Source organism: Bradyrhizobium sp. cf659, assembly GCF_900113725.1.
GTDB lineage: Bacteria > Pseudomonadota > Alphaproteobacteria > Rhizobiales > Xanthobacteraceae > Bradyrhizobium.
In genome coordinates this window covers 344091-368045 of sequence record NZ_FOQJ01000005.1, presented here as the reverse complement: position 1 = coordinate 368045, position 23955 = coordinate 344091, and the positions used below count along the sequence as shown (strand labels likewise).

Below are 23955 nucleotides of genomic sequence, written 5' to 3'. Positions count from 1 at the left end.
CGCATGCAGCCCATTCTGGAGATCCGCAACGGGACGAAATTGTTTGGAAGGATCCCGGCCTTCCAGGACGTCGATTTCGCCGTTTCGCCGGGAGAGGTTCACGCCATTCTCGGCGAGAACGGTGCCGGCAAGTCGACGCTGACGAAGGTTCTTGCGGGCGTCTACAAGCTCACTTCCGGCGAGATGCTTTTGAACGGGACGCCGGTGCGATTGTCGACGCCCGCGGAAGGCCTGAAGCAGGGCGTGGTCATGGTCTACCAGGAGACCAATCTCGTGCCGTCGATGACGGTGGCGCAGAATATCTACCTGGGCGAGGAGAAGGCGTTCAACCGGTTGCGGGGACTCTACATCCAGGCCCGGCAGTTCCTGGCCAGCATGGGCTTCCAGGTCGATCCGACGGCACAGGTCTCACAGCTCGGGGCCGCGCAAAAGCAGATGGTGGAGATCGCGCGCGCCGTTCATCACAAGGCAAAGGTGATCATCTTCGATGAGCCGACGGCGACACTCACGCCGGAGGAGAAGCGGCACTTCTTCAACCTGATCCGGCGTCTGGTCGCCGACAAGGTCGCGATCATCTTCATTTCGCATGCGCTCGAGGAGGCGCTGCAGCTCGCCGACCGCATTACAATTCTCCGGGACGGGCGGCTCGTCGCATCGGATGTCAAGGCGGCGTTCACGCGTGACACGGTCATCCAGGCGATGGTCGGACGCAACCTCACCGAGACGTTGCATGGCGATCGCGGCCGCCCGCCCAGGCCGTATGGCGAACGGGTGCTCAGCGTCGAGAACTTGTCTTCGGGCACCATGGTCCGCAATACGTCGTTCTCGATCTTCGCCGGACAGGTGACCGGTGTCTTCGGGCTGGTCGGCGCCGGTCGTACCGAAATGATGAAGGTGGTCGCGGGCGTGCTGAAGCGGGACGCCTTCCATGGTGGCGAGATCAAGTATTGCGGCAAGTCGGTCCGCTACCGGGTTCCGAGGATGGCGGTCCGGGAAGGCATCGTCTATGTCACGGAAGACCGCAAGTTCGACGGCTTCTTCGAGACAATGACGGTGGCCGAGAACCTGCACCTGGGCGAGCTCTCGCGCTTCTCGAACCCGCTGTCCGTGATCTCGATGACACGGGCGAAGGAGCTGGCGCGACAATGGGCCGGGCGGCTTCAGCTTCGCTCCATCAACGAAAAGGCCAGGGTGATCGAACTCTCCGGCGGCAACCAGCAGAAGGTCGTCATCGCGCGGTCACTCATCCAGAAGCCGAAGCTCATCATCTTCGACGAGCCGACCCGCGGCGTCGACGTCGGGGCCATCGTCGAGATCCACCAGTTCATCAACAGCCTGGCCGACGAGGGCTTGGCCGTGGTCGTGATCTCCTCCTACCTGCCCGAGGTCATGGCCCTCTCTGACCGCATCCTGGTCGCCAAGCGGGGCAAGATCGTCGAGGAGATCAAGACCACCGAGGCAACCGAGCAGCAGATCATGTACGCCGCCGTCCACTAGACGGCCTGCTACAGCATATGCCGGTTGTCCTGACATGTGGGGCAGGAGACCGGCGACCGGACATGCAAGAGATGAACGAGGTTACCGTGACGAAGGTCGGAATTATCGGCGTGGGCCTGATGGGCCACGGCATCGCGAAGAACGTCATGGCGCGGGGCCGCTTCCCCCTGGCGTTTCTCGATCATCCGGGCAACCAGCCCGTCGACGATCTCGTCGGGCTCGGTGCCATCGCCTGCAAGACTCCTGCTGACGTAGCGGAAGCATCGGATATCATCATCCTCTGCGTCACCGGTTCGCCCCAGGTCGAAGCGGTTCTCGCCGGTGACGCGGGCATCTTGTCCCGGCTGCACAAGGGAACCATCATCGTCGATTGCTCGACCGCACTGCCGGAATCGACATTGCGGATGGCCGCGGCCGTCCGCGCCGCCGGCGGGGCCTTCCTCGATGCGCCCATGACCCGCACGGCAAAGCATGCGGAAGATGGGGCGCTGAACCTTCTGGTTGGCGGCGACGAAGCAGATTTTCAAAATGCCTGCGCGGTCCTCGCATCCTTCACCGAGCGGGTCGAAAGAGTTGGGCCGGTGAGCTTTGGTCATCGGCTCAAGCTGCTCCACAACTATGTCTCGATCGGGTTCATGGCGCTGCTCAGCGAAGCCGCTGCACAGGCGGCCGATGCGGGCGTCGATCCCGCGGTTTTCGTCGATGTCCTCGCCAAAGGAGGCGGGGCCGGCGCTGCGCTACAGCGTATGACGCCCGCCATCGTGACGGACGACGTCAGCACAGTCCCGTTTTTCATCGGCAATGCGTTGAAAGACATCGATTACTACCGGACCATGGCAAGTGCATCCGGCGCATCCAGGACGATCGCCGACGGCGTTGCCGGTGCGATCGCGGCAGTGGTCGAGAGCGGCCACGGCCAGGCCTACATTCCGGAATTGGCGCGCTTTTTGCGGAAGCAGCCGGCCGCCTAGAGGCCCTGCCCGAGGCAAAGAATCAGCGCTATGAAAGCGCGAAATCAAACAACGGCGGGGCATCCGGCCATCGCCTCTGTTGAGACAGGAGTACTCCGATGACGAAAGCTGAGATCCGATTTCCGGTCGACGGCCGAACCCGAAAGATGTTCGTCAATGGCGCGTGGGTGGAAGCCCGCTCGGGCAAGGTCTTCGAGACGCATAACCCCGCGACTGGCGAAGTCATCGCCCGTGTCCCGCGTGGCGAGGCGACCGACATCAACGAGGCGGTCGCTGCGGCCCGTCGCGCCTTCGTGGGACCGTGGAGCCGTTTCAAGCCGTTCGAGCGGCAGGCGCTGCTCCTGCGTATCGCCGACCTGTTCGAGAAGCACTGGGAGGAGATCAGCCAGTCCGACACGGCCGATATGGGAATGCCGATCGCCCGGACGCGGGCGAACAAGCTTCGCGTGATCGGCATGCTGCGATACTACGCCGGCATGGCAACCGCGCTCCATGGACAGACGGTGGACAATTCGCTTCCGGGCGACATCGTCTCGTTCACGCGGAAGGAGCCCGTCGGCGTGGTTGGCGCCATCATCCCCTGGAATGCGCCGACGGCCGCATCGGTTTGGAAGATCGGACCCGCGCTCGCAACCGGCTGCACGATCGTGCTGAAGCCGTCGGAAGAGGCGCCGCTGACGCCGCTGCTGATCGCGGACCTGATGAACGAGGCCGGCGTGCCGCCTGGCGTCGTCAACGTGGTGACCGGAACCGGGGTGGAGGCCGGCGCACCGCTGGCCGAGCATCCCGATGTCGACAAGATCGTCTTCACCGGCTCCACCGCTACCGGCCAGGCGATCATCCGGGCTTCGGCCGGCAACCTCAAGCGGGTGTCTCTCGAGCTGGGCGGAAAGTCACCGGTCATCGTCTGTGCCGACGCTGATCTCGACAAGGCCGTGCCGATCGCCGCGATGGCCGCATTCGCCAATTCGGGTCAGATCTGCATCGCCGGCTCGCGCCTGTTCGTGGAGCGTAAAATCCACGATGAATTGGTCGAGCGGCTCGGGAAGTTCGCCTCGGCCCTGAAGATCGGCGATGGCGCGGATCCGACGACGGAGATCGGACCTCTCGTTTCCCGGCGACAGCTCGACAAGGTCGAGGGCTTCCTGCAAAGCGGGCGCGAGGAGGGCGCGAAGGTGGTGGCCGGCGGCCGGCGCGTAAGGGAGGGGAATCTTGCGAAGGGTAACTTCGTCGAACCGACCGTGTTCGCCGGCGTATCCGATGACATGCAGATCGCCCGTGACGAAATCTTCGGCCCGGTCATTTCCGCGCTGCCGTTCGATACCCTCGACGAGGCAGTGGAAAGAGCCAACGCGACGCCGTACGGGCTCGCGGCGGGTGTCTTCACGCGCGACGTGAGCAAGGCCCACGTCATCTCCCGCAGCCTCCGCGCAGGGTCGGTGTGGGTGAACACCTATCATGCGCTGGATCCCGCAATGCCATTCGGCGGCTACAAGATGAGCGGATATGGCCGCGAGGGCGGCACCGAGCATCTCGACGAATATCTGCACACGAAGGGTGTCTGGATCAAGCTGGACTGACTTTGAGACGATGCGATCGGATGCGTGCCTGCCGTGCGCAATCTGAGGCAACCACAGATGAAATTCACCGAGCGAGTATCATGAAGGACACTTACACAATTGCTGTCGTGCATGGCGACGGCATCGGCCCTGAAGTGGCGCGTGCGGCGGTCGCGGTGCTGCAGGCCGGCGTCCAGGCCGGCACGCTGCAGTTCGTGGACTATCCCGCGGGCGCCGATCACTTCCTGAAAACGGGGGACTCGTTCCCGGCGGCCTCGTTCGAGGGCTGCAGGACGGCCGACGCCATTCTGCACGGTGCGGCCGGCATTCCCGGCGTGGTCCATCCCGACGGGACCGAGGCCGGGCTCGACTTCACGTTGACGCTCCGCTTCAAGCTCGACCTTTTTGCCAATGTGCGGCCGATCAAACTCTACAAGGGCGTTCCGTCGCCCCTGGGGCGGCCGGGTCCGATTGATTACGTCATCGTCAGGGAGAACAGCGAAGGGCTCTATGCCGCGCGCGGTGCGGGTGCGCTACTGAGGGAAGAAGTGGCTGTCGATACCCTCGTCCAGACCCGGAAGGGCATCGAGCGCATCGTACGGTTTGCGTTCGAACTGGCCAGAACGCGCAACGGCTCGCCAAAGGACGGACGACGCCGCGTGACCTGCTGCGACAAGGCCAATGTGCTGCGGACCTACGCGTTCTTCCGTGCCGTGTTCGACGAGGTGGCGAAGGATTATCCCGACATCGAGGCCGAGCACGTCCTTGTTGACGCGATGACGGTTCATCTCGTCAACAAGCCCTCTCATTTCGACGTCATCGTCACCGAGAACATGTTCGGCGACATCATCTCCGACCTCGGTGCGGCGACCGTCGGCGGCATGGGCATGGCTCCATCCGAAGAGGTCGGTGACGGGATCGGTTTCTTCCAGGCCTCGCATGGCTCGGCGCCCGACATCGCAGGAAAGGGACTCGCCAACCCCTATGGAACCATCCTGGCATCGATCCTGATGCTGAGGCGTCTGGATCAGCGCCATCGCGACGGCCGGTTGAGGGCCGGGGCAGACGGGATCGAAGCTGCGGTGCGCGCCGGGCTGGAGGACCCCGCATTGAGGACCCGCGACATCGGCGGCGTCGCGCCGACCAATCAGGTCGTGGATGCTCTGCTGAAACGGCTTTGATACGCCGGGTTCAGCGGAGCTGGGCAAGGCTGGTTCGTATCAAGGTAATCAGCCGTTCGGTGTTGGGGCGGAGGATCGGCCCGCGCGCGGTGATCAAGCCGACCTGGCGAAGCCCGACATGGTCGGAGATCGGCACCATGCGAAATTGCTGCACGCCGGCCTGCACCAGCGCGACCCGGGGCACGATTGCAACGCCGAGGCCGGACGCTGCAAGGGCCATGGCCGTCGTGGCCTGCTGGACCTCGAACGGGACGTCGAGAAGGATTCCGAGCGCCTCCAGCGTGTCATCTATCAATCCCCGGACCGCGGTCGACTTCGACAGCATGATCGTGGGCTTGTCGACGAGGTCGGCAAAGCAGATGCTCGACTGCCCCTCGTCGAAGACGGGCGGCACGCAGGCATAAAGTGGATCCTCGAGGATCGGCTCGAACTCGAAGTCCTCCATGCCCGGAATCTTCGGGCCAACGCCGAATTCGACATCCCGACGTCTCAGCAGCTCGAGCATCGGCCCGGTCGGCAGCTCCATGAGCTGCACCTGGGTGCGCGGATGACGGATCTTGAACGTCGCCAGGATGTTCGGAAGCCAGCCGGTCGCAAGCGTCGGGACGCAGGCCATTTGAATGTGGCGGCTGCGCGACTGGGCTGCTTCCGTCAGCAGATCGAGTCCGGACTGAACTTCCTGCAGCGCGCGCTTGGCCTGCTCGAACAGGATCCGGCCCTCGGGTGTGAGCAAGACCTTCTGCGGCGTTCTGCGAAAGAGCTGGACGCCGATCTGCTCTTCCAGCCCGCGAACCTGCATGCTTACCGCGGAAGGAGACCGGTTCGATTCCTGTGCGGCTTTCCGGAAGCTCTCGTGTTCCGCCGCGAGCAGGAAGGTATGGAGAAGCTTGAGATTGATGTTCGACAACGGCTGTTACCTAGTTCGGCGTCTACGTCTATGCGGTCTAACGCAGGAGGACGAGGGTCCTTCTCTTTGCCCGGAATGGGTCCACCCGCAATATCCAGTGCCGATTGGCATGCACGCGCATGAAAAAATCTGCAGCCAAGTTGCGGTGCAGCAAGACCCCGGCCGGCCGGGCAAAAGCAGCGTTGTGATCGCGCGACAGACGCCTATTTTCGGCCGGATAAGCTCCAGTCTGGGGCCTGACAATTTTTGAGTTTAGGCGGACGATTGGAGGAAGTATCGCAGATTTTCGTCGTGTGGGGTGAAGCGGTAGCGGTCTCCTGACTCGAGCCCCCGACGCCTCATCTTGTAAGTTCTCGCGAGGCGCGCGTATTTGCTATCGGGCCATTCCGACAAATGGAAATCCAATTGTGGGCTCAATGCACGTTCAACGAGGCGTTTGTCGGAATGGCCCTTGATCTTACCGAGAAATCATTCGACTCTTAATCAGCGGCTCTGTCGGAGCATCTCCAACCGATGGGTGGGCGACGATTACATTCACCATCACCCAAGTCGGTCTAGCGCCATCGAGCGGATTTGCGGTGCGCGAACTTGCGCACGAACGAAAAGTGCACGTATCTGGTGCGGTAGTCGCGCCGAGGGCAACGAACACCAAGGAAGAGACTGATGTGATTGGTGGGCCCGGCAGGACTCGAACCTGCAACCAGACCGTTATGAGCGGCCGGCTCTAACCATTGAGCTACAGGCTCAAGTCGTGACAACGGGGACGGCATGCTCGCGCAGTCAAGGCGATGGCCGCCGGGGTCCGTTGCGCGACCGCGATACGCGAAGCTGTGCGCACGCTGGGCTTGAGATCAAGGTGAGGCTGCATGCGGGCTAATACAAGGTGAGTGGGGGCGAGGCGGTCGGTCTCGCTCCACATCAGCGCGTGCGTCGCCGCGAAAGCGTTGGCCGGCGAAGTTCTGGTGTCGAGCGCGGTGAAGGACCTGATGAAGACGCGGTCAACGATCAGCTCCAGGGATCACGGGGTGCATCAGCTCAATTGCGTGGCGGAGCGGTGGCAGCTGTGGCGGGTGGAGGGGTAGGTTGGCGTTCTCACTTCGCTGAATTTGCGCAGCCTGAGGGCCGTTCCCTTGGTATTGGAGAGGTCGTCGGTTCAACATCACCGCACGCCCGTGCCTTTGCAGCGCTGGCACTTCACCACCTTGTCGCCCTTCCTGAGCAAACCTTTGCCTTCACAATTTTTGCATTTCTGCTTCTTCTTTATATTCGGGCCTTTTTCACTAACCATGAAATTCTCCTGCCGCGAGAGAGCGGTCTTGTGCGGGTGCTCAGCGGAACAGCCGCGCGTCGCCAGGTCAACCCTGCACGGTCATTTATGCCGGCTTCGGCACCACCAGCACCGGCACGCTTCCGTCCATCAGGACCTCGGATGTCTGGCTGCCCAAAAACAGCTTCCTGAGGCCGCGACGCCCATGAGAGGCCATGACGATCAAGTCGCAGCCCCTGGACTTTGCTGTTTCAATGATCGCAGTCGCCGGGTGCGCATTCGGAACATGCAAGAGTTCTGCAGATTTACCGATCTGCTCCGACATGGCGCGCGCGTCATCGAGCACTTTGCCTGCACGGGCCTTGCAGGCTGCGTCGAAGCTATCGATCTCGTCCTGCGTCGGAATCCATCCCGAGTCGTGCCCGCCCCCATAGTCAACCGGCAGTGCTTCCGTGACGGTGATGATCGTCAGCCTGGTGTTCAAGGCCTTCGCCAAGGCAATGCCGGCATTGAGGGCACTGTCACTGTAATCCCCATTGATCCGCTAGTGGACCTTGTTGGACGCAGATCGAACTTTGTGCCTCGTCCCACCCGCCGGAATTCCGCAGAATTTGCGAGGAACTGAGGGAGCTCAAGGGATTCTAACCCTTTGCTGCCGACAGGACATCGACGTAAGGGTAGCGAAGCTTTCCGGAAATGACGTCAGACGGCGACACTACGATTTGCCTCGATCCATTCCGGAATTGCTCAACGTCGTGGCTGGAAATTCCCTGGAATTGGACTTGCAGAACGCGCGGATGCGCCCATTCTCCATTCTTGCCGAACCGGACGTCGCCCATGACCGTGTTGAATGTCGCCGTCCGTACGTAGGCCGAGAGGCTGGCATCGTCGAAGCCACCGGTCGCTTCGACAGCCTGAGCTACTACCTGCATCTGGGCGTAAGCGAGCGGCGCCATGTAATGGCCTAAGGGATCGACACCCGCGTCGTCTGCTCGTGCTTGGTAGGTATTCAGGAATCCCTGAACCCCGGGGAACATCATGTTGGGAACCGGTTGCCAGTATCGTAGTTCACGAAACCGTTGAGCAGCGGGCCGAGCGTGGTCTTCACCACTGTGTTCTGTGGGCCGATCATGCCAGCGCCGACCATTTTTGGACGAAACGCGTGTGCATGGATGGCATGCACGAGGCCGATCGAGTCATCTAGATAGGAACAGAGAAACAGAAGGTCGCAGTTGCTCTTGGCGACTGCGTCGATGACAGGCGTGAAATTCTCGGTCGTTAGCGGATAAGTAGCTTCATGAACGATATGGAAGCCGTGCTTGGCGGCATTGGCTTTTGCGCCAAGGATGGGGTTGCGCGAGAATTCCGCATCCGCCGAGACCAACGCTACGGTCAATGGTCGAGGCGTCTGCGCCGCGCCAAGCTCGAAAAATCCCTCGGTCAACGCGGCGTTTGGATCTGGCCCGGTTGGGATCATCGCGAAGTAGTTGGGATAGGCGAGCGCGTTGTTAACACCGAGGCCCATCAGACCAACGAAGAACCGCTGCCGCTCCATGATCAACGGCATCGCCGGCAGTATGGTGTTGGTGCCGTAACCGCCGATGACGAGATCGACCGTGTCCTCGTCCATCAATCGCTTGTAGAGGCCGGGAACGCGCGATGCATCGGCGTGATCGTCGTAGCAGATGAGTTCGACGGGTCTACCAAGCAATCCGCCCCGGCCGTTGATATCCTCCCGCCAAATCTCATGGGCAAGCTGCGCCGACCGACTGTTGCCCGCAACGGGGCCGGTCAGCGACAAGCAATAGCCGATACGGATTGATGCGGGCACGTTTGGCCCCTTACTTAGCGTGGCTGGTGAGAAGCTGAAGTTCCCACGCCAGCGCAACAGCGCTGCCGCCACCATGTTCGAGAACGACGCCCGCGACGCCAGCGGCGGTTTTCTCCCGCGCCCAATCGCGTTGCCATTCGCCGAGCACCGCAAGCCAGGTGATCGGCACGGCACCCGCTTGAACCATGCGGCGCACGGCCATGTCATGGGCTTCCAGGGAGACGCCGCCCGAAGCGTCGGTGACGATGAACACGTCATACCCCTCGTCGAGCGCCTGTATCGCAGGCATGGCCAAGCAAATCTCGGTGTAGAGCGCGGCAAGGACGAGTTGCTTGCGCCCGCTCTTCTTCACGATGTTGGTAACGTTCGGGTCTTCCCAGGTGTTGATGAAGGTGCGGTTGATCGGCTTCTGCTCGGGGAAGACATCCTGAAGCCCCTTGATGACATAGCCGCCGCGTTCCTCGATCACCGTCGTGAGGATCGTCGGCACGTTGAAGACTTTCGCGGTCTTAGCGAGGCCGATGACGTTGTTGATGATCATCGTCGGCTCGTGGCTGTTCAGGTTCGTGAACTGGTAGGGCTGATGGTCGATCAGTACGAGGATGCTGTCTTCAGGACGAAGCAGGGCATCGAGGCCGGTCTTGGCGGGCATAGAAACTCCTTGGATAGATGTGTAGGTGATGCTCAGGGGCTGGGTGGGTCCAGAAAGACGTGAAGGGTCTTGATTTGACCGCGTTCGATTTGCGCAACGTCGGTGCCGGTCACGGCTACGGGACCGTTTGGTGGACCGGATTTCCAACGTAGCCGTCCCATACCGTGGTGGCCAACGGCAGGGCCAATCGCCGCAAAGACGAAATTGGCCGGTAGGTTTGCCAGCAGTTCATCCACCGCCTGATTGATGGCGGGATGGCCGGTCGCCGAGGCATCCGGTGGTTCATACAACGTTGCATCGCCGGCATAGAGCTCTGCAATGGCCTTCATTCTGCGAGAGGTGTCGCGCTCGCCGAACACCCGCGCGAGATTTGCCTGCATAAGGCCGTCATAGTCGATGGGGGGCGCGCTCATCTTCCATCCTCCGGAGTTGGGAATTCCGGAAGGGCGCGCCTCGTCAATCGCTCACTGCGATGTCGCTCGCCGATCCGGTTGCGGCGATTGTGTCTCTCCGCTTTGCGGAAGACACTGTTCGATTCTGCTATTTGCAGTCCGAATCTGCGGCGGGATGGCGATCAGCTTTTGCGATCGCGTCGCCACGCCGCTGGCGTTGCTCCGGTCAGCTTGCGGAACGTTCGCCCAAAATGGACCGCGTCGGCGAAGCCGGTCGCCTCGGCCACCTCGTTCAGCGAGGCGTGGCTGTCGATCAGGAGAGCCTGCGCGCGCCGAATGCGCGCGTCGAGCTGCCAGCGATAGGGCGCCATTCCCGTAGAGGTCTTGAACGCACGGCTAAAGTGCGCCTGCGAAAGACCCACCTGCGCCGCCAGATGCGCGAGGTCGACGCGCTCGGGCAAACGTGAATCGAGATATTCCACGATACGTCGCAGCTGCCAGGGTGCCAGTCCCTTGCCGTCTGTGGCAGGCACCGGTGAATCGGCCAAGAGCCGTGCCGCGATCGCTGCAGTCAGCCCATCGCCATAGAGTTGGTTCGACGGATCAGGATCATTCACCGCGTCGGAGAGCAGCTTGACCAGAGTCCAGATCCGGTCGTCGGCAAAACGTAGCCGCGGCTTGGTGACCGCATCGGCGTTGAACCCGCTGGCCAGCCGCTCGCTTAGTATGGCGAGATCAAAGCTCAAGGTGGCGTCCCGCGCGAAGCGCGCATCGGCGCTGAAGCCCCATATTTTCATGCCGGCGGGTGCAAAGTGCATGTGCCGTGGCATATAGCCGATCGGGCAAGGCTGGTCCTCGCGCAGACGCGGCTCGCACGGGCTTCCAATCTCTTCGAGCAGCACGTTGAGGCGGGTTTCGTTCTCGTGGCGAAGCTGATGAGACACCCGGCCGACGCAATGAAATTCATCGACGTCAACGCGCACGCCGTTCCATTCGCGCCACGCCGTCGTCAGGCTCAGCACATTCTCAGGCAAGGAGGACAGGCGACCGGTGCGGGTAAGCAGGGAGGTTGCTCCGAGCGTTGACGAGATCACTGATGGTCATTGTAGTCCAGACAAACCAAATCTTAAACGCTGTTCGCTTGCCGGGTACGATACGAGCTGGTTCGCCCAGCCGTAGCCCCGGCCAAACAGCCCGGTTCGCCTTCGGCTACGCCAGGACCTCGCTCCTTCCGTCTTCGCCTGGCCGCGCCACGCGTACCCGAAGGGCGAAGCGTGGTGGGCCCGGCAGGACTCGAACCTGCAACCAGACCGTTATGAGCGGCCGGCTCTAACCATTGAGCTACAGGCCCCGCCGCGAGACGGCCACTTTGGCAGCGGCCGGCAACGGTGCGCGGTTCGTTTACAAGGCTGGAGGCGAGGGTGCAATGCCGGCCCTGGCCGATGGAAACGCCGGCGCAGCACTGCCTGTGATTTCTAAATTACCGAAATTGGCGATGATGCACTTATAGTCCTGTTTTGCCCGACGGGTCAAACCGTCCCGCCGACGTTCGTTTTCTTGGATTTTGTAACCCCTTGTGATCGCTTGATCTTTCTACTGTGCATGGGGTTGTTTTCGATGTTTTTGATGGGAGGGGCCTTCCTGGGTCCCCTCCAATGTCTTACCGGCGAGCTGCAAGCTCGCCGCAGATCGCGGCCTAATCCACCGAAACCCCGGCGAACTCCACCACCTTCCGCCACTTCTCGGTCTCGTCCGCGACCAGCTTGCCGAACTCGGCCGGCGTCATCGGCTTGGGGATGCCGCCGGTCTCGGCGAGGCGGGCGACCAGCTTCGGGTCCTTCAGGGCTTCGCCGACGGCCTTGTTGAGGATCTCGATGACCTCGGGCGGCGTGCCCTTCGGCGCGGAGATGCCGTAGAAGCCGACCGATTCGAAGCCCGGCACGGTCTCGGCGATCGCGGGCACGTCGGGCACGATCGGCCAGCGCTGCGGCGAGGTCACGCCGAGCGCGCGGACATTGCCGCCCTTCGCCTGCTCCAGCGCGGACGGCAGGTTGTCGAAGATCAGCTGCACCTTGTTGGAGATGATGTCGGGGAATGCGATCGCAGATCCCCGATAGGGCACGTGCACCATGTCGCACTTGGTCATCACCTTGAACAGCTCCGCCGACATGTGCACCGAGGTGCCGTTGCCGGACGAGGCAAAGGAGACTTTTCCGGGATTGGCCTTGCAGTAGTCGATGAACTCCTGAACCGTCTTCACCGGCATCGCGTTGGAGACGACCAGCATGTTGGTGAGCTGCATGATGCTCGCGACCGGCACGGTGTCGCGCAGGAAGTCGAACGGTAGCTTCTTGTAGAGCGAGGTCGAGATCGCGTTGTTGGGCGCGACGAACAGCAGCGTGTATCCGTCGGCCGGCGCGTTGATCGCGGCGGCGGCGGCGATGTTGCCGCCGGAGCCGGTGCGGTTCTCGACGATGAATTGCTGGCCGAGACGATCCGACAGCCACTGCGCCAGGATCCGTGCCACGATGTCGACCGGGCCGCCGGCGGCAAAGCCGATCATCCAGTGCACGGGTCGGTCGGGATAGGCGGCGGAGGCGGGAGGTGTGGCGCTGAAAAGACCTAAAAGAACTGCGAGCCCGAAAACACTGCTACGCAAAATTCGCAACATGACGCCTCCCATTGCATTATTGTCGTTGTGCTGCATGCTTTCACAAAATCGGGCCGCTGCCTACATCGTCGCAAGTCGGTGTTGACGCAGGTCCGCCGGGAACGACCATGAGATTCGCGATCAATCTTCTCGCCGCGGCGCTGCTCTTAAGCCCCGCCGCTGCTCAAACCGGAGGCACGGCCATTCCGACCACGACACTCAGCCTGGGCACCGCGACGCCTGGCGGCGGCTTTCCGCTCTATGGCAACGCCTTCGCGGAGGTGATGAACGCGGCCGATCCGCAAATCACCATCGCCCCGCGAAACACCAAGGGCAGCAACGAGAACATTCCGCTGCTGGAGAAGGGCGAGCTCGATCTCGCTTTGGTCGCGGGCGAGCCCGCCTACGAGGCCTTTGCCGGCATCGGCCGCGCGAAGGTATCGCTGAAGATCCTCACCGCGATCTATTCCAACCCTGGAATGTTCGTGGTGCGCGCGGACAGTCCGTACCAGACGATTCGCGATCTCGTTGGCCAGCCCGTTGCGTTCGGCGCCAAGGGCTCGGGCCTGCCGATCCTCGCGCGCTACGTGCTCGATGGCCTCGGGTTGAGGCAGGACGAAGACTTCAAGGCCGTCTATCTCGACCGCGCCGGCGATGGTCCTGCGATGGTCGAGGACGGACGCGTCGCCGCGCTGTGGGGCGCCGGCATCGGCTGGCCCGGCTTTGCCGCGGTCGCATCGAGCGCGTCAGGCGCGCGCTTCATCGCCCTGAGCGCGGAAGAGATCACGCGCATTCGCACCAAGCATTCGTTCCTGAAGCCGCTCACCGTGCCGGCGGGCTCCTACCCGAAGCAGACGGAGCCGATTGCCTCGCTCGGCTCATGGAGCTTTGTCCTCACCCGCGAAGACCTGCCCGATGATGTCGCATATCGGCTGGCAAGGACGCTGCACGGTGCGGAGGCGATGTTCTGCAAGAAGCTCGCGCAGGCCTGCGAGACGACGGCGGCGAACACCGTCGCGGCGGCACCGAAGCCGGAGCTGATTCATCCGGGCGTGATGAAGTATTTTCGCGAGATCGGCGTGGTGAAGTGACGGTCGCTCCTTAAGCGGCCGTCATTCCGGGGCGCGCAAAGCGCGAACCCGGAATCTCGAGATTCCCCGGTGCGCAATTGCGCACCTGTGGTTCGGTCCTGCGGACCGCCCCGGAATGACGATCGCTTTAGGCGATCGTCACTTCTTCACCATCGCACACGCCGGGTCCGGTGGCCCGAAGGCCTTGTCGCCCGAGATGGTCGTGAGGATCTTGTAATAGTCCCACGGATATTTGCTTTCCTCCGGCGTCTTCACCTGCACCAGCCAGAGGTCGTGCACCATCAGATTGTCCTCGCGCAGTCTGCCGTTGCGGGCGAAGAAATCCTCGATCGGCTTTTCCCGCATCTTGGCCGCGACCTTCAGCGGATCGTCGGTGCCGGTCTCCTTGATGGCGTTGAGATAGTGCATCACGCTCGAATAGACGCCGGCCTGCCACATCGACGGCATCTTGTTCATCTTGGCGAAATAGCGCTTCGACCATTCGCGGGTCTTGTCGTCCATGTCCCAGTAGAACGAGGTGGTCAGCAGCAGGCCCTGGGCTGCCTGCAGGCCGAGGCCGTGGATGTCGGTGATCAGCGCCAGCAGCGCCGCCATCTGCTGGCCGCCCTTGAACACGCCGAACTCCGAGCCGGTCTTGATCTCGTTCATGTTGTTGGGGGGGCCTGCCGCAATGCCGATGATCTTGGCCTTGGAGGCCTGCGCCTGCAGCACGAACGAGGAGAGATCGGGCGTTGCCAGCGGTGGCTTCACCGAGCCGAGCACCTTGCCGCCATTGGCGGTGACGACGCTGGAGGCGTCGCGCTCCAGCGAATGGCCGAAGGCGTAGTCGTCGGTGATGAAGAACCAGCTGTCGCCGCCGCGCTTGACCACCGCATCCGCGGTGCCGACCGCGAGCGCGCGGGTGTCGAACACCCACTGGATCGCGTAGGGCGAGCAGAACTTGCCGTGGAAATCGGCGGTGCCGGTGGAGTGGGTGATGAACAGCCGCTTCTTCTCGTTGGCGATGTTCTGCACCGCGAGCCCGACCGCCGAGACCGGCACGTCGACGATCAGATCGACCTGGTCGACGTCGTACCAGCGCCGCGCGATGGCGCCGCCGATGTCGGCCTTGAGCTGGTGGTCGCCGATCACGATGCTGATCGGCTTGCCGAGCACGGTGCCGCCGAAATCGTCGATCGCCATCTGCGCCGCCGTCACCGAGCCCTGGCCGGTTGGCGCGGAGGCGGGACCGTTCATGTCGGTGAGCACGCCGATCTTGACGACGTTGTCGGAAACCTGCGCCGACGCCGCACCCGGCAGCAACGCCGCTGCCGCCAAGGCGGCCGCGACCGGCAGTCCAAATCTTGCTGGATTCACGCTTGTCCTCCCCTGATCCGGCTCGTTGGCCGGTGTTGCCCGGGTATGCCCGGCTGAATTGGTTTCTTTTGCAACTATTTGGGGGCGGGCGTCAATGTCAGGCCGCGAAGCGGATCTGCCCCGCCGGCGAGGGGTCGTAGCCGGTCAGCTCCTCGGCGCGCTGGCGCAGCCGTCGTTCGCTCAGGAACCGGATCAGGGCCTGCATGGTGGGGCGGAAATAGCTGCGTTGCCGCATCGCGAGGTCGAAATTCTCCCAGACCAGCGGCACGAAATCGAGGCCGGCCGAGCGCGCCGCCGCGCGTGTCGCCACGCCGCAATCGGCCTGGCCGGCGCGGACCATTTCGGCGAGATCCGGCCCGGTCAGGGCCGGCGTCTCCACCCGGCGCAAGTCGCGGGCGGTGGCGTCCGCGCGCTTCAGGAGCGCGTCGAGCAGCATCTGCGCACCTGTGCCCTGTTGTCGCATCGCCATCCTGGCGCCGAGCGCGAGCACGTCGGCGAGACCGCGCAATCGCTTCGGATTGCCCGGCGGCAGCACGAGACCCTGCTCGCGGCGCGCGAATGCGACCAGCAGCGCGTCATGCAGGTCCGGCGCGTCCCGCAGCGCCGTCACATTGGCGTCGGAGGCAAGATTGCCGGCGGCATCCAGGCTGTGGAAGTGCACGGCGACAGCGGTCACCTCGTCGCGCTGGAGGCGCTCGAGCCCGCGCGCGCTTCCCTCGCTCATCGATCCCAGGCCGGAGCCGGATTCGCGCAGGCTCCAATCCAGCAATTCGTCCTGGCTGCCGCCCATGACGGGCGGCGGCTCCGTGGCCAGCATGCCCGCAGGGCGCGCCAGTCCGGACAGCACCCAGAGATCGAGCTCGTGCCGCGGGAAGAGCCACTTCCCGGTCACCTTGCTACAGGGGATCGCGCCGGTGGTGACGAGTTCGTAGAGCTTGCGTTCGCCAAGTCGGAGATAGTCGGCGGCTTCACTGGTCGTCAGGAATTCCATCCTGCATTCCTATGCAAATTCTTGCTTCTTTTTGGACTTTCGTCGCAGGTGGAATTCTGCAGTTCATTTTCGTCCGCGGGAACCATGCCCGATCATCTCGTTGCTTTGCAACACATCCGCCGTCGCGTCGTCCGCTTTGGTGAACGATCCTGAGACGCTCACGTGGTGCGGGCCTTGCGGCTGTCGCGCTCGCGATTGCAATCGGCCCCGCTCGGTGCATTGCCGAAATTTCCCGAATGGGAGCGCGCGAGGGCAAATGCGTCACGAGTGCGGCGCAATCGATCCTCATGATCGTGGCCGTATCCAATGGGAACCAGCTCATGGCCTTTCGCCGCCTGTCCGTTGCACTCGCGCTTCTCTGCGGCCTGACCGCGGGCAGCGCAGCGTCGTTCGCGGAGGAGCGCGCGATCGTCCTGGCCTCGACCACAGCGACGCAGGATTCGGGCCTGCTCGATCATCTGCTGCCGATTTTCCATGAGAAGACCGGCATCGACGTCAAGGTCATCGCGCGGCGCGCCGACGAGGTGCTCAACGAGGCGCGCAAGGGCGATGCGGACGTCGTGCTGACCCATGCACGGCCACAGGAGGAAAAGTTCGTCGCCGACGGTTTTGCCGCGAAGCGCTTTGACGTGATGTACAACGACTACGTGCTGATCGGGCCGAAGAGCGATCCTGCCGGCGTGAAGGGCAAGGACATCGCGACCGCGCTCAAGGCGATCGAGGCCAAGGGCGCGCCGTTCGTGACGCGCGGTGATCGCTCCGGCACGCACGCCGCGGAGCTCGCGCTCTGGATCGTCGCCGGCATCGACATCGCCGCCGCCAAGGGCGCCTGGTATCGCGAGGCCAAAGAGGGCATGGGCGCGGCGTTCGAAGCTGCGCGTGTCGCAAATGCCTATGTGCTGTCGGATCGCGGCAGCTGGATCGCCTTCAAGGAGCGCGGCGATCTCGACATCATCGTCGAAGGCGACAAGCGGCTGCTCAACCAATACGGCGTGATGCTGGTCAACCCCGAGAAGTTTCCGAGCGTGAAGAAGGAGCTGGGGCAGACCTTCATCGACTGGCTGATCTCGCCGGACGGGCAGGCGGCGATCGCCGGCTACAGGGTCGACGGGCAGCAGCTGTTCTTTCCGAATGCGGACAAGTCGGCCGGCTGACATCTGCGCCTGCGGCGGTTGCCAAACGGAGCGATGCATGGTCCATCATGGCGCATGACCCAGCGCCTGCCGCCATCGCTGACGCCGCTCGACACCGCGCTTGCCGCGTTGCTGCGAGACGTCGAACCGATCGCACCTGTCGCGTTGCCGTTGACTGAAGCGATCGGCTGTATCGCGGCGGACGCCCCGCTGCTTGCGGCCTATCCGCCGCACGACATTGCCGGCACAGACGGGTGGGCGTTGCGCGCCAATGATCTCATCGGCGCGTCCGCCTATTCGCCATCGCCTCTGGCGACGGCGCCGGTCTGGGTCGAGGCCGGCGACGCGATGCCGGCCGGATGCGATTGTGTGCTCGATGCCGACGCCGTCGAGATATCTGGTCCGCTTGCGCAGGCGCTGGCGGAGGGCGTGCCGGGGCAGGGCGTCCGCCGCGCCGGAAGCGACATCGCCGTTCGCACGCCTGCCGGCGCAGACGGATATCCGGTCGGTCCGGCCGCGCTGATGCTCGCCGGCGTCGCGGCGGCGGACAGGCTCAAGGTGCGGCGGCCGCGGCTGCGCATCGTCAACGTACCGGGCGCGACGACGACGGCGCATATGATTGCCGGGATCGCGCGCGTCGCGGGACTGGATGTGAAGGCGTTCGAGGCCGCCGCGCGCGATGACGCGTCGATTGCCGATGTGCTCGATGCTTCCTCTTGCGACCTGCTGCTGACTATCGGCGGCAGCGGCGTCGGCCGCCGCGATGCCGCCGTCACGGCGCTGGCCCGGCGTGGTGACGTGATCGCCCATGGCATTGCGCTTCAGCCCGGCCGCACCGCCGCGATCGGACGGCTTGGCAAAGTTCCCGTCGTCGCCTTGCCCGGCTCGCCGGACCATGCGCTCGCAGCCTGGTTCGCGCTGGTGCTTCCACTCGTCGATCGTTTGTCGGCGCGCCGGCCCCGCCGACAGGTGACCCTGCCGCTCGCGCGAAAAATCGCATCCAGTGTCGGCATTGCCGAAATCGCACTGCTGGCCGAGGAACATCAGGCCTGGATGCTGCTTGCGGTGGGGGAGTGGCCGTTCCAGGCCATCGCCGGTGCGGATGCATGGCTGGTCATTCCTGCCAGCCACGAGGGATTTGCAGCGGGCGCACCCGTCGATGCCTATCTAATGCGGGAGTGATATGAGTTCCGGCATGACGATGATCCCGCAATCGCAAGACCGCAGCGCGCTCGAACAGGAGCAGTTCCTCAAGATCCTCTCGCGCGAGGAGGCGATGGCACGTTTCGAGGCGGCGCTGTTTCCCCGCGCGATTCCGAGCGAAACGCGCAAGCTTGCCGATACGCTCGGCGCGGCGCTCGCCGAAGACGTCACGGCACCGATCGACGTCCCGCCGTTCGACCGTTCCAATGTCGACGGCTTTGCCGTCCGCTCGGCGGACCTCGCCGCGGCCGGCGAAGGTGCGCCTGTTCGCCTTGCGTTGAACGGCGAGACCATCCATTGCGGCACCGCGCCGAAGATGCAAGTCGCCACGGGCACCGCCACGCCGATCGCCACCGGCGGCCCGCTGCCGCGCGGCGCCGACGCCGTCGTCATGGTCGAGCACACCCAGCCGGCCGGACCGGATGCGATCGATGTCCGCCGTGCCGCATCTCCCGGGCAGTTCGTGTCCTATGCGGGCTCCGACATCGCGCGCGGCGAAGCGCTGCTGCGCGCCGGCACGACCATCGGCTCACGCGAGATCGGCATGCTGGCGGCCTGCGGCATCGCCGAGGTGGCGGTCGCGCGCAAGCCGCAGGTCGCGGTGATCTCGACCGGCGACGAGCTGGTTCAGCCCGGCGAGCTGCTCGCGCCGGCCGAGATCTACGACACCAACGGCGCGATCGTCGCGGCTGCGATCGACGAGAATGGCGGCGAGGCAATCTTCCTTGGCGCCATTCCCGACGACGAAGCGAAGCTCGAATCCGCCATGTGTCGCGCGCTGGCGGGTGCCGATATGCTGGTGCTGTCCGGCGGCACGTCGAAAGGCGCGGGCGACCTGTCCCATCGCATCATCGGCCGGCTCGGCCAGCCCGGCATCGTCGCGCATGGCGTTGCGCTCAAGCCCGGCAAGCCGCTGTGCCTCGCGGTCTGCGACGGCAAGCCGGTGGTGATCCTGCCGGGCTTTCCGACCTCGGCGATGTTCACCTTCCACGACATGATCGTGCCGGTGCTGCGCAGGATGGCCGGCCTGCCGCCGCGCTCCGATGCCAAGGTCAACGCGACCGTGCCGGTGCGCATCGCCTCGGAGCTCGGCCGCACCGAATTCGTCATGGTCTCGCTGGTCGAGGGCAGGGACGGCTTGATCGCCTATCCCTCCGGCAAGGGCTCCGGTGCGATCACCTCCTTCGCGCAGGCCGACGGCTTTTTGCGCATCGATGCGCTCGCCGACCAGATGCCCGCGGGGACCGAGGCCGAGGTGACGCTGTTCACGCCGCATGTGCGCGTGCCCGATCTCGTCATCGTCGGCAGTCATTGCACCGGCCTCGACCTCGTCACCGCACAGCTCGCGCATGCCGGCCTCGCCGTGCGCTCGATCGCGGTCGGCAGCCTCGGCGGGCTTGCGGCGGCGAAACGGGGCGAGTGCGATCTCGCGCCGATCCATCTGCTCGACGACAGAACCGAGACCTACAACACGCCTTACCTGGTCGAAGGGCTCGAGCTCGTGCCGGGCTGGCGGCGGATGCAGGGCATCGTGTTCCGCAAGGGCGACAAGCGCTTCGAGGGCAGCAGAGCAAAGGACGCCGTTGCCGCCGCCCTCACGGACCCCGCCTGCATCATGGTCAACCGCAACCAGGGCGCCGGCACGCGCATCCTGATCGACCGGCTGCTCGCCGGTGCGCGCCCCGAAGGTTATTGGAACCAGCCGCGCTCGCACAACGCGGTTGCCGCGGCCGTCGCGCAGCACCGCGCCGACTGGGGCATGACCATTGCGCCGGTCGCCCATGCGGTCGGCCTCGGTTTCATTCCGCTCGCGGAAGAGCATTATGACTTCGCATTGGTGACGGCGCGCAAGCAGCGACCGGCGGTGCAGGCCTTTCTCGATGCCCTCGGCTCGAACGAGGCGCGTGCGGCACTGGCGCGAGCGGGCTTCGGGCCGGCGTAGACGATAGACGACGACGCGGCATTTCAAGCTGCGCGGCGGACAGGGTGGGGGACGCGATGGCAAGGCCGCTTTCGGTTGCGATCGTCGGTGCCGGCATGGGCGGGCTTGCGACCGCCGCGGCGCTGCGGCGTGTCGGTATCGACGTGATGGTCTACGAGCAGGCCTCCCAATTCGCCCGCATTGGCGCCGGCATCCAGATCGGCTGCAACGCCATGAAGGTGTTGCGCGCGCTGGGGCTGGAGGCGCGGATGCGCGAGCACTCGTTCTATCCGCGCTCCTGGAACAACCGCGACTGGAAGAGCGGCGATATCAAGTTCGACATGATCTTCGGCGAGAGCGCGGAAGAGAAGTTCGGCGCGCCCTATCTGCTCGCGCATCGCGGCGATCTGCATGCGGCGCTGGCGAGTGTGGTGCCGAACCAGTTCGTGAAGCTCAACCACAAGCTGGTCGGTCTCGACGAGATCGGCGAGGGGGTCCGGCTAACTTTTGCAAATGGCACCAGCGCCGTTGCCGATGCCGTGGTCGGCGCGGACGGCGTTCATTCGGCGGTGCGCGATATCCTGTTCGACACCGCGCCGGTCAAGTTCACCGGCCGCATCGCCTACCGCACCACCTATCCGGCCGCGCTGCTCGGCGGTGAGACGATCGACGACTGCACCAAATGGTGGGGCGAGGACCGCCACATCGTGATCTATTACGTCAAGCCTGATCGCAGCGAGGTCTATCTCGTCACCAGCCAGCCCGAGCCGGATTTTCGCATCGAGTCCTGGTCGGCGAAGGGCGACGTGCGCGATCTGCGCGCCTCGTTCGAAGGCTTTCATCCGCAGGTCGGGCTGGTGCTCGCGGCGTGCCCCGACGTGCACAAATGGGCGATCATGGATCGCGAGGCGCTCGATCGCTGGGCCGACGGCAAGGTGACGCTGCTCGGCGATGCCTGCCATCCGATGACGCCCTACATGGCGCAGGGCGCGGCGATGGCGATCGAGGACGCCGCCGTGCTCTCGCGCTGCCTTGATGGCGTTGACCGCGATGGTATTGCAGGCGCGTTCCGCCGCTTCGAGGCGACGCGCAAGGAGCGCACGACGCGGGTGCAGGAGACCTCGCGCGCCAACATCTGGCTGAGGGAGAGGACCGATACGAGCTGGGTCTACGGCTACGACGCCTGGTCGGTGCCGCTGGCGGCCTGAGCGGCCCGGTCGCGCGCACGCTCCCGCTCCTCGGCTTCAGCGAGCGCTCGTTGTGCGGCAGGTGGTAGCGGCTTCGGTTCCGGGGGAACGTCGACGGTCTCCGGCTTGCTCAGCTGTCTCGTGCGATCGATCGTCTCAGAAAGATCGAAGACGAAATCGACGACTGCGAAGACGGCATTCAGGAGAGAGTCGGCCATGGCTCATCCGGGCAACGTCCCGATCAGTAGTCGCCTCCGGCCTTGGCCCGGTTCGATGTCCCCATGAACTCGAATGGCGGCAGCAGCGACCAAAGGGGCATGAGCCAGGCCATGACCGCGCCAATGCCTTTTAATTTCCGCAAGATCGCCGCGCTGATTGCGGCCGCCGGTACGCTGTTCTGGCTCTATACGTTCTACGCGATCGCCCATGTCCCTCCGGGCGATGGCACCGGCTTTCACTGGCTCGCGGTGTTTCCGCTCGGCATGATCTTTGGGCTGTTCTTCCTGCCGGCCTGGCTGCTGGTCGCGATGAACAGGTTGCCGCGATTGACGACCCTGATCGGTCTCTGCGGCCTGATCGCCTTCGCGATCATCTGGGTCCAGCTCCTCAACGAGTTTCCGAGATCGTAAAGCGGCTAGGCCGCGTCATCCAGCGCCGCGAGCCGCTCGGCCTCGGCGATGTCCTCGACCGTGTTCGCATTGAAGAACGGATCGAGCGGCTCGGCCGGCCACGTCACCGTCGCGAGCGGATAGCGTGCGGTCCAGCGGTCGATCTTGCGCAGGTCCTCGACGACCAGCGCGTGGCGCAGTTGGTCGCGCAAGGCAACGCGCCACAGCCCGATCACCGGATGCGACTGGTCGCCTGATGCGGCGACCGCGAGCTGCGCGCTCTCCCGCTCACGGGCTTCATGCAGGCGCGCGACGAGATCGCGCGGCAGGAATGGACAGTCGCCGGCGGCGCTGAGCACCCATGCGATCTCCGGCCGGTTCGCCGCGGTCCAGTCGAGCGCGGCGAGGATGCCGGCGAGCGGGCCGGGAAAGCCGGGCACGTCGTCGGCGACGACCTGCAAACCGAACGCGGCGAAACGCGCGGGATCGCCGTTGGCATTGAGGACCAGTCCGCTGCACTGGGGCGAAAGGCGTGCGATCACGCGCTCCAGGATGGTGCGTCCGCCGATGGTGCGCATCGGCTTGTCGCCGCCGCCCATGCGTCGCGCGAGACCGCCGGCGAGCAGCACGCCTTGCGTTGCCGGAATTTCAGTCGTCACCACCTTCACCCTTGCGCTTGTGCTTGGCCGACTCTTCCTCGACGTAAGCGAGGTTCTGGTCGTAGACGATGCGTTCCTCCCCCGCGAGCGCGATGAAGCGTTTACCGCGGGTGCGGCCGACCAGCGTCAGGCCCACTTGTCTTGCGAGATCGACGCCCCAGGCGGTGAAGCCGGAGCGCGACACCAGGATCGGAATGCCCATGCGCACCGTCTTGATCACCATCTCCGAGGTGAGACGGCCCGTGGTGTAGAGGATCTTGTCGCCGGCATCGACGCCGTGGCGGTACATCCAGCCCGCGATCTTGTCGACGGCGTTGTGGCGGCCGACGTCCTCGGTGTAGCAGAGCGGCTCGCCCTCTTTGCAGAGCACGCAGCCATGGATCGCACCCGCCTCCAGATACAGCGAAGGCATGGTGTTGATGGTCTGCGTCATCTGGTAGAGCCAGGAGGTGCGCAGCTCCGCCTTCGGCAGCGCGACGCTCTCGACCGCTTCCAGCAGATCGCCGAAGGCGGTACCCTGCGCGCAGCCCGAGGTCTGCGTGCGCTTCTTCAGCTTGGCCTCGAAATTGGTGTTGTGCTCGGTGCGTACGACGACCACCTGGAGATCGTCGTCGTATTCGACCTCGGTGACCGCGTCATTATATTTCAGCATGTTCTGGTTGAGCAGATAGCCCAGCGCCAGATATTCCGGATAGTCGCCGATCGTCATCATGGTGACGATCTCCTGGGCGTTCAGGTAGAGCGTCAGCGGCCGCTCCATCGGCACCTTGATCTCGACCTTGGCGCCGGTCTGGTCGGTCCCGGTCACGCTCTGGGTCAGGCGCGGGTCATCCGGGTTGGGGACGATCAGGGGCACCGGGGCTTTGTCGATCTTCATCATGGCCACGACGTTAGCATGA

The 23955-nt window shown here is 64.2% G+C and carries 24 protein-coding genes, 2 tRNA genes and 1 pseudogene; 11 read left to right on the top strand and 16 right to left on the bottom strand.

The features are described from left to right. Positions 1–3 precede the first annotated feature (3 nt). The 4 genes from BM118_RS23745 (at position 4) to BM118_RS23730 (ending at position 5208) form a co-directional block, all read left to right on the top strand. Positions 4–1497 carry a sugar ABC transporter ATP-binding protein gene (locus BM118_RS23745; RefSeq protein ID WP_092187892.1) on the top strand — a complete coding sequence of 498 codons (1494 nt, stop codon included), beginning with the start codon at positions 4–6 and terminating at the stop codon, positions 1495–1497. Positions 1498–1559: 62 nt separating this feature from the next. After that, complete coding sequence (locus BM118_RS23740) at positions 1560–2468, top strand: NAD(P)-dependent oxidoreductase (protein ID WP_244550212.1); 909 nt, start codon at positions 1560–1562, stop codon at positions 2466–2468. A 98-nt stretch (positions 2469–2566) separates the two neighbouring features. Continuing rightward, positions 2567–4048 carry an aldehyde dehydrogenase family protein gene (locus BM118_RS23735; protein WP_092187891.1) on the top strand — a complete coding sequence of 494 codons (1482 nt, stop codon included), beginning with the start codon at positions 2567–2569 and terminating at the stop codon, positions 4046–4048. 80 nt (positions 4049–4128) lie between these two features. Next, positions 4129–5208 carry an isocitrate/isopropylmalate dehydrogenase family protein gene (locus BM118_RS23730; RefSeq protein ID WP_092187890.1) on the top strand — a complete coding sequence of 360 codons (1080 nt, stop codon included), beginning with the start codon at positions 4129–4131 and terminating at the stop codon, positions 5206–5208. A 10-nt stretch (positions 5209–5218) separates the two neighbouring features. Here the strand turns inward: BM118_RS23730 and BM118_RS23725 are convergent, their stop codons facing one another. Together BM118_RS23725 and BM118_RS23715 are read right to left on the bottom strand one after the other, a co-directional pair. Beyond that, the gene (locus tag BM118_RS23725) at positions 5219–6115 is read right to left on the bottom strand and encodes a LysR family transcriptional regulator (RefSeq protein ID WP_092187889.1); all 897 of its coding nucleotides are present in this window, start codon (positions 6113–6115) and stop codon (positions 5219–5221) included. Positions 6116–6785: 670 nt separating this feature from the next. Further along, positions 6786–6861 (bottom strand) — tRNA-Ile (locus tag BM118_RS23715). 13 nt (positions 6862–6874) lie between these two features. Between BM118_RS23715 and BM118_RS42400 the strand changes: the two are divergent. Next, a pseudogene (locus BM118_RS42400) lies at positions 6875–7197 on the top strand (adenylate/guanylate cyclase domain-containing protein); the annotation flags it as partial. Positions 7198–7274: 77 nt separating this feature from the next. Here BM118_RS42400 and BM118_RS42595 read toward each other — a convergent pair. The 9 genes from BM118_RS42595 to BM118_RS23675 all read right to left on the bottom strand — a co-directional run bounded on the left by BM118_RS42595 (position 7275) and on the right by BM118_RS23675 (position 12928). Next, positions 7275–7403 (bottom strand): hypothetical protein, encoded by a 129-nt coding sequence (locus BM118_RS42595; RefSeq protein WP_283806376.1) that lies wholly within the window; start codon positions 7401–7403, stop codon positions 7275–7277. An 85-nt stretch (positions 7404–7488) separates the two neighbouring features. Then, entirely contained in the window at positions 7489–7923 is a 435-nt protein-coding gene (locus BM118_RS23705; RefSeq protein ID WP_092187888.1) for a universal stress protein, read from the bottom strand. A 100-nt stretch (positions 7924–8023) separates the two neighbouring features. Further along, entirely contained in the window at positions 8024–8422 is a 399-nt protein-coding gene (locus BM118_RS42590) for a type 1 periplasmic-binding domain-containing protein (protein WP_210189058.1), read from the bottom strand. Next, the gene (locus tag BM118_RS42585) at positions 8419–9213 is read right to left on the bottom strand and encodes an ABC transporter substrate-binding protein (protein WP_210189057.1); all 795 of its coding nucleotides are present in this window, start codon (positions 9211–9213) and stop codon (positions 8419–8421) included. Before BM118_RS42585 ends, BM118_RS42590 begins: the two co-directional genes overlap by 4 nt. Positions 9214–9223: 10 nt before the next feature. Further along, complete coding sequence (locus BM118_RS23695) at positions 9224–9865, bottom strand: hydrolase (RefSeq protein WP_092187887.1); 642 nt, start codon at positions 9863–9865, stop codon at positions 9224–9226. A 32-nt stretch (positions 9866–9897) separates the two neighbouring features. Continuing rightward, complete coding sequence (locus BM118_RS23690) at positions 9898–10278, bottom strand: nuclear transport factor 2 family protein (protein ID WP_092187886.1); 381 nt, start codon at positions 10276–10278, stop codon at positions 9898–9900. Positions 10279–10439: 161 nt separating this feature from the next. Next, a complete protein-coding gene (locus BM118_RS23685; protein ID WP_244550210.1) occupies positions 10440–11351 on the bottom strand; it encodes a helix-turn-helix domain-containing protein in 912 nt (303 codons plus the stop codon). Positions 11352–11532: 181 nt separating this feature from the next. Further along, positions 11533–11608, bottom strand: a tRNA-Ile gene (locus BM118_RS23680). A 345-nt stretch (positions 11609–11953) separates the two neighbouring features. Beyond that, entirely contained in the window at positions 11954–12928 is a 975-nt protein-coding gene (locus BM118_RS23675) for a Bug family tripartite tricarboxylate transporter substrate binding protein (RefSeq protein WP_177234620.1), read from the bottom strand. A 107-nt stretch (positions 12929–13035) separates the two neighbouring features. On the opposite strand from BM118_RS23675, the gene BM118_RS23670 reads away from it, so the two are divergent. After that, positions 13036–13998, top strand: coding sequence for a TAXI family TRAP transporter solute-binding subunit (locus BM118_RS23670; RefSeq protein ID WP_092187884.1), 963 nt, complete (start codon positions 13036–13038; stop codon positions 13996–13998). A 138-nt stretch (positions 13999–14136) separates the two neighbouring features. Here BM118_RS23670 and BM118_RS23665 read toward each other — a convergent pair whose 3' ends face one another. Next, entirely contained in the window at positions 14137–15354 is a 1218-nt protein-coding gene (locus BM118_RS23665) for an ABC transporter substrate-binding protein (RefSeq protein ID WP_092187883.1), read from the bottom strand. 97 nt (positions 15355–15451) lie between these two features. Then, on the bottom strand, positions 15452–16345 hold the full coding sequence (locus BM118_RS23660) for a helix-turn-helix transcriptional regulator (protein WP_092187882.1): 894 nt from the start codon (positions 16343–16345) through the stop codon (positions 15452–15454). Positions 16346–16665: 320 nt separating this feature from the next. On the opposite strand from BM118_RS23660, the gene BM118_RS23655 reads away from it, so the two are divergent. Genes BM118_RS23655 through BM118_RS23640 form a run of 4 tightly spaced genes read left to right on the top strand, consistent with a single transcriptional unit; the run spans position 16666 to position 21810 of the window. After that, the gene (locus BM118_RS23655) at positions 16666–17499 is read left to right on the top strand and encodes an ABC transporter substrate-binding protein (protein ID WP_092187987.1); all 834 of its coding nucleotides are present in this window, start codon (positions 16666–16668) and stop codon (positions 17497–17499) included. A gap of 54 nt (positions 17500–17553) precedes the next feature. Continuing rightward, positions 17554–18660: a molybdopterin-binding protein gene (locus BM118_RS23650; RefSeq protein WP_092187881.1), complete on the top strand. Its 1107-nt coding sequence runs from the start codon at positions 17554–17556 to the stop codon at positions 18658–18660. Positions 18661–18673: 13 nt separating this feature from the next. Then, a complete protein-coding gene (locus BM118_RS23645) occupies positions 18674–20623 on the top strand; it encodes a molybdopterin biosynthesis protein (protein ID WP_244550209.1) in 1950 nt (649 codons plus the stop codon). 56 nt (positions 20624–20679) lie between these two features. Then, the gene (locus BM118_RS23640) at positions 20680–21810 is read left to right on the top strand and encodes an FAD-dependent monooxygenase (protein WP_092187879.1); all 1131 of its coding nucleotides are present in this window, start codon (positions 20680–20682) and stop codon (positions 21808–21810) included. On the opposite strand, the gene BM118_RS23635 is transcribed toward BM118_RS23640, so the two are convergent. After that, positions 21777–22007 carry a hypothetical protein gene (locus BM118_RS23635; RefSeq protein WP_092187878.1) on the bottom strand — a complete coding sequence of 77 codons (231 nt, stop codon included), beginning with the start codon at positions 22005–22007 and terminating at the stop codon, positions 21777–21779. The genes BM118_RS23640 and BM118_RS23635 overlap by 34 nt on opposite strands. A 111-nt stretch (positions 22008–22118) precedes the next feature. Here BM118_RS23635 and BM118_RS23630 point away from each other — a divergent pair, with 111 nt between their 5' ends. Next, a complete protein-coding gene (locus BM118_RS23630) occupies positions 22119–22418 on the top strand; it encodes a hypothetical protein (RefSeq protein WP_244550208.1) in 300 nt (99 codons plus the stop codon). A 5-nt stretch (positions 22419–22423) separates the two neighbouring features. Here BM118_RS23630 and mobA read toward each other — a convergent pair whose 3' ends face one another. Beyond that, entirely contained in the window at positions 22424–23065 is a 642-nt protein-coding gene (gene mobA, locus BM118_RS23625; RefSeq protein ID WP_092187877.1) for a molybdenum cofactor guanylyltransferase MobA, read from the bottom strand. Beyond that, on the bottom strand, positions 23046–23936 hold the full coding sequence (fdhD, locus tag BM118_RS23620) for a formate dehydrogenase accessory sulfurtransferase FdhD (protein ID WP_177234619.1): 891 nt from the start codon (positions 23934–23936) through the stop codon (positions 23046–23048). Before fdhD ends, mobA begins: the two co-directional genes overlap by 20 nt. Positions 23937–23955: the final 19 nt, after the last annotated feature.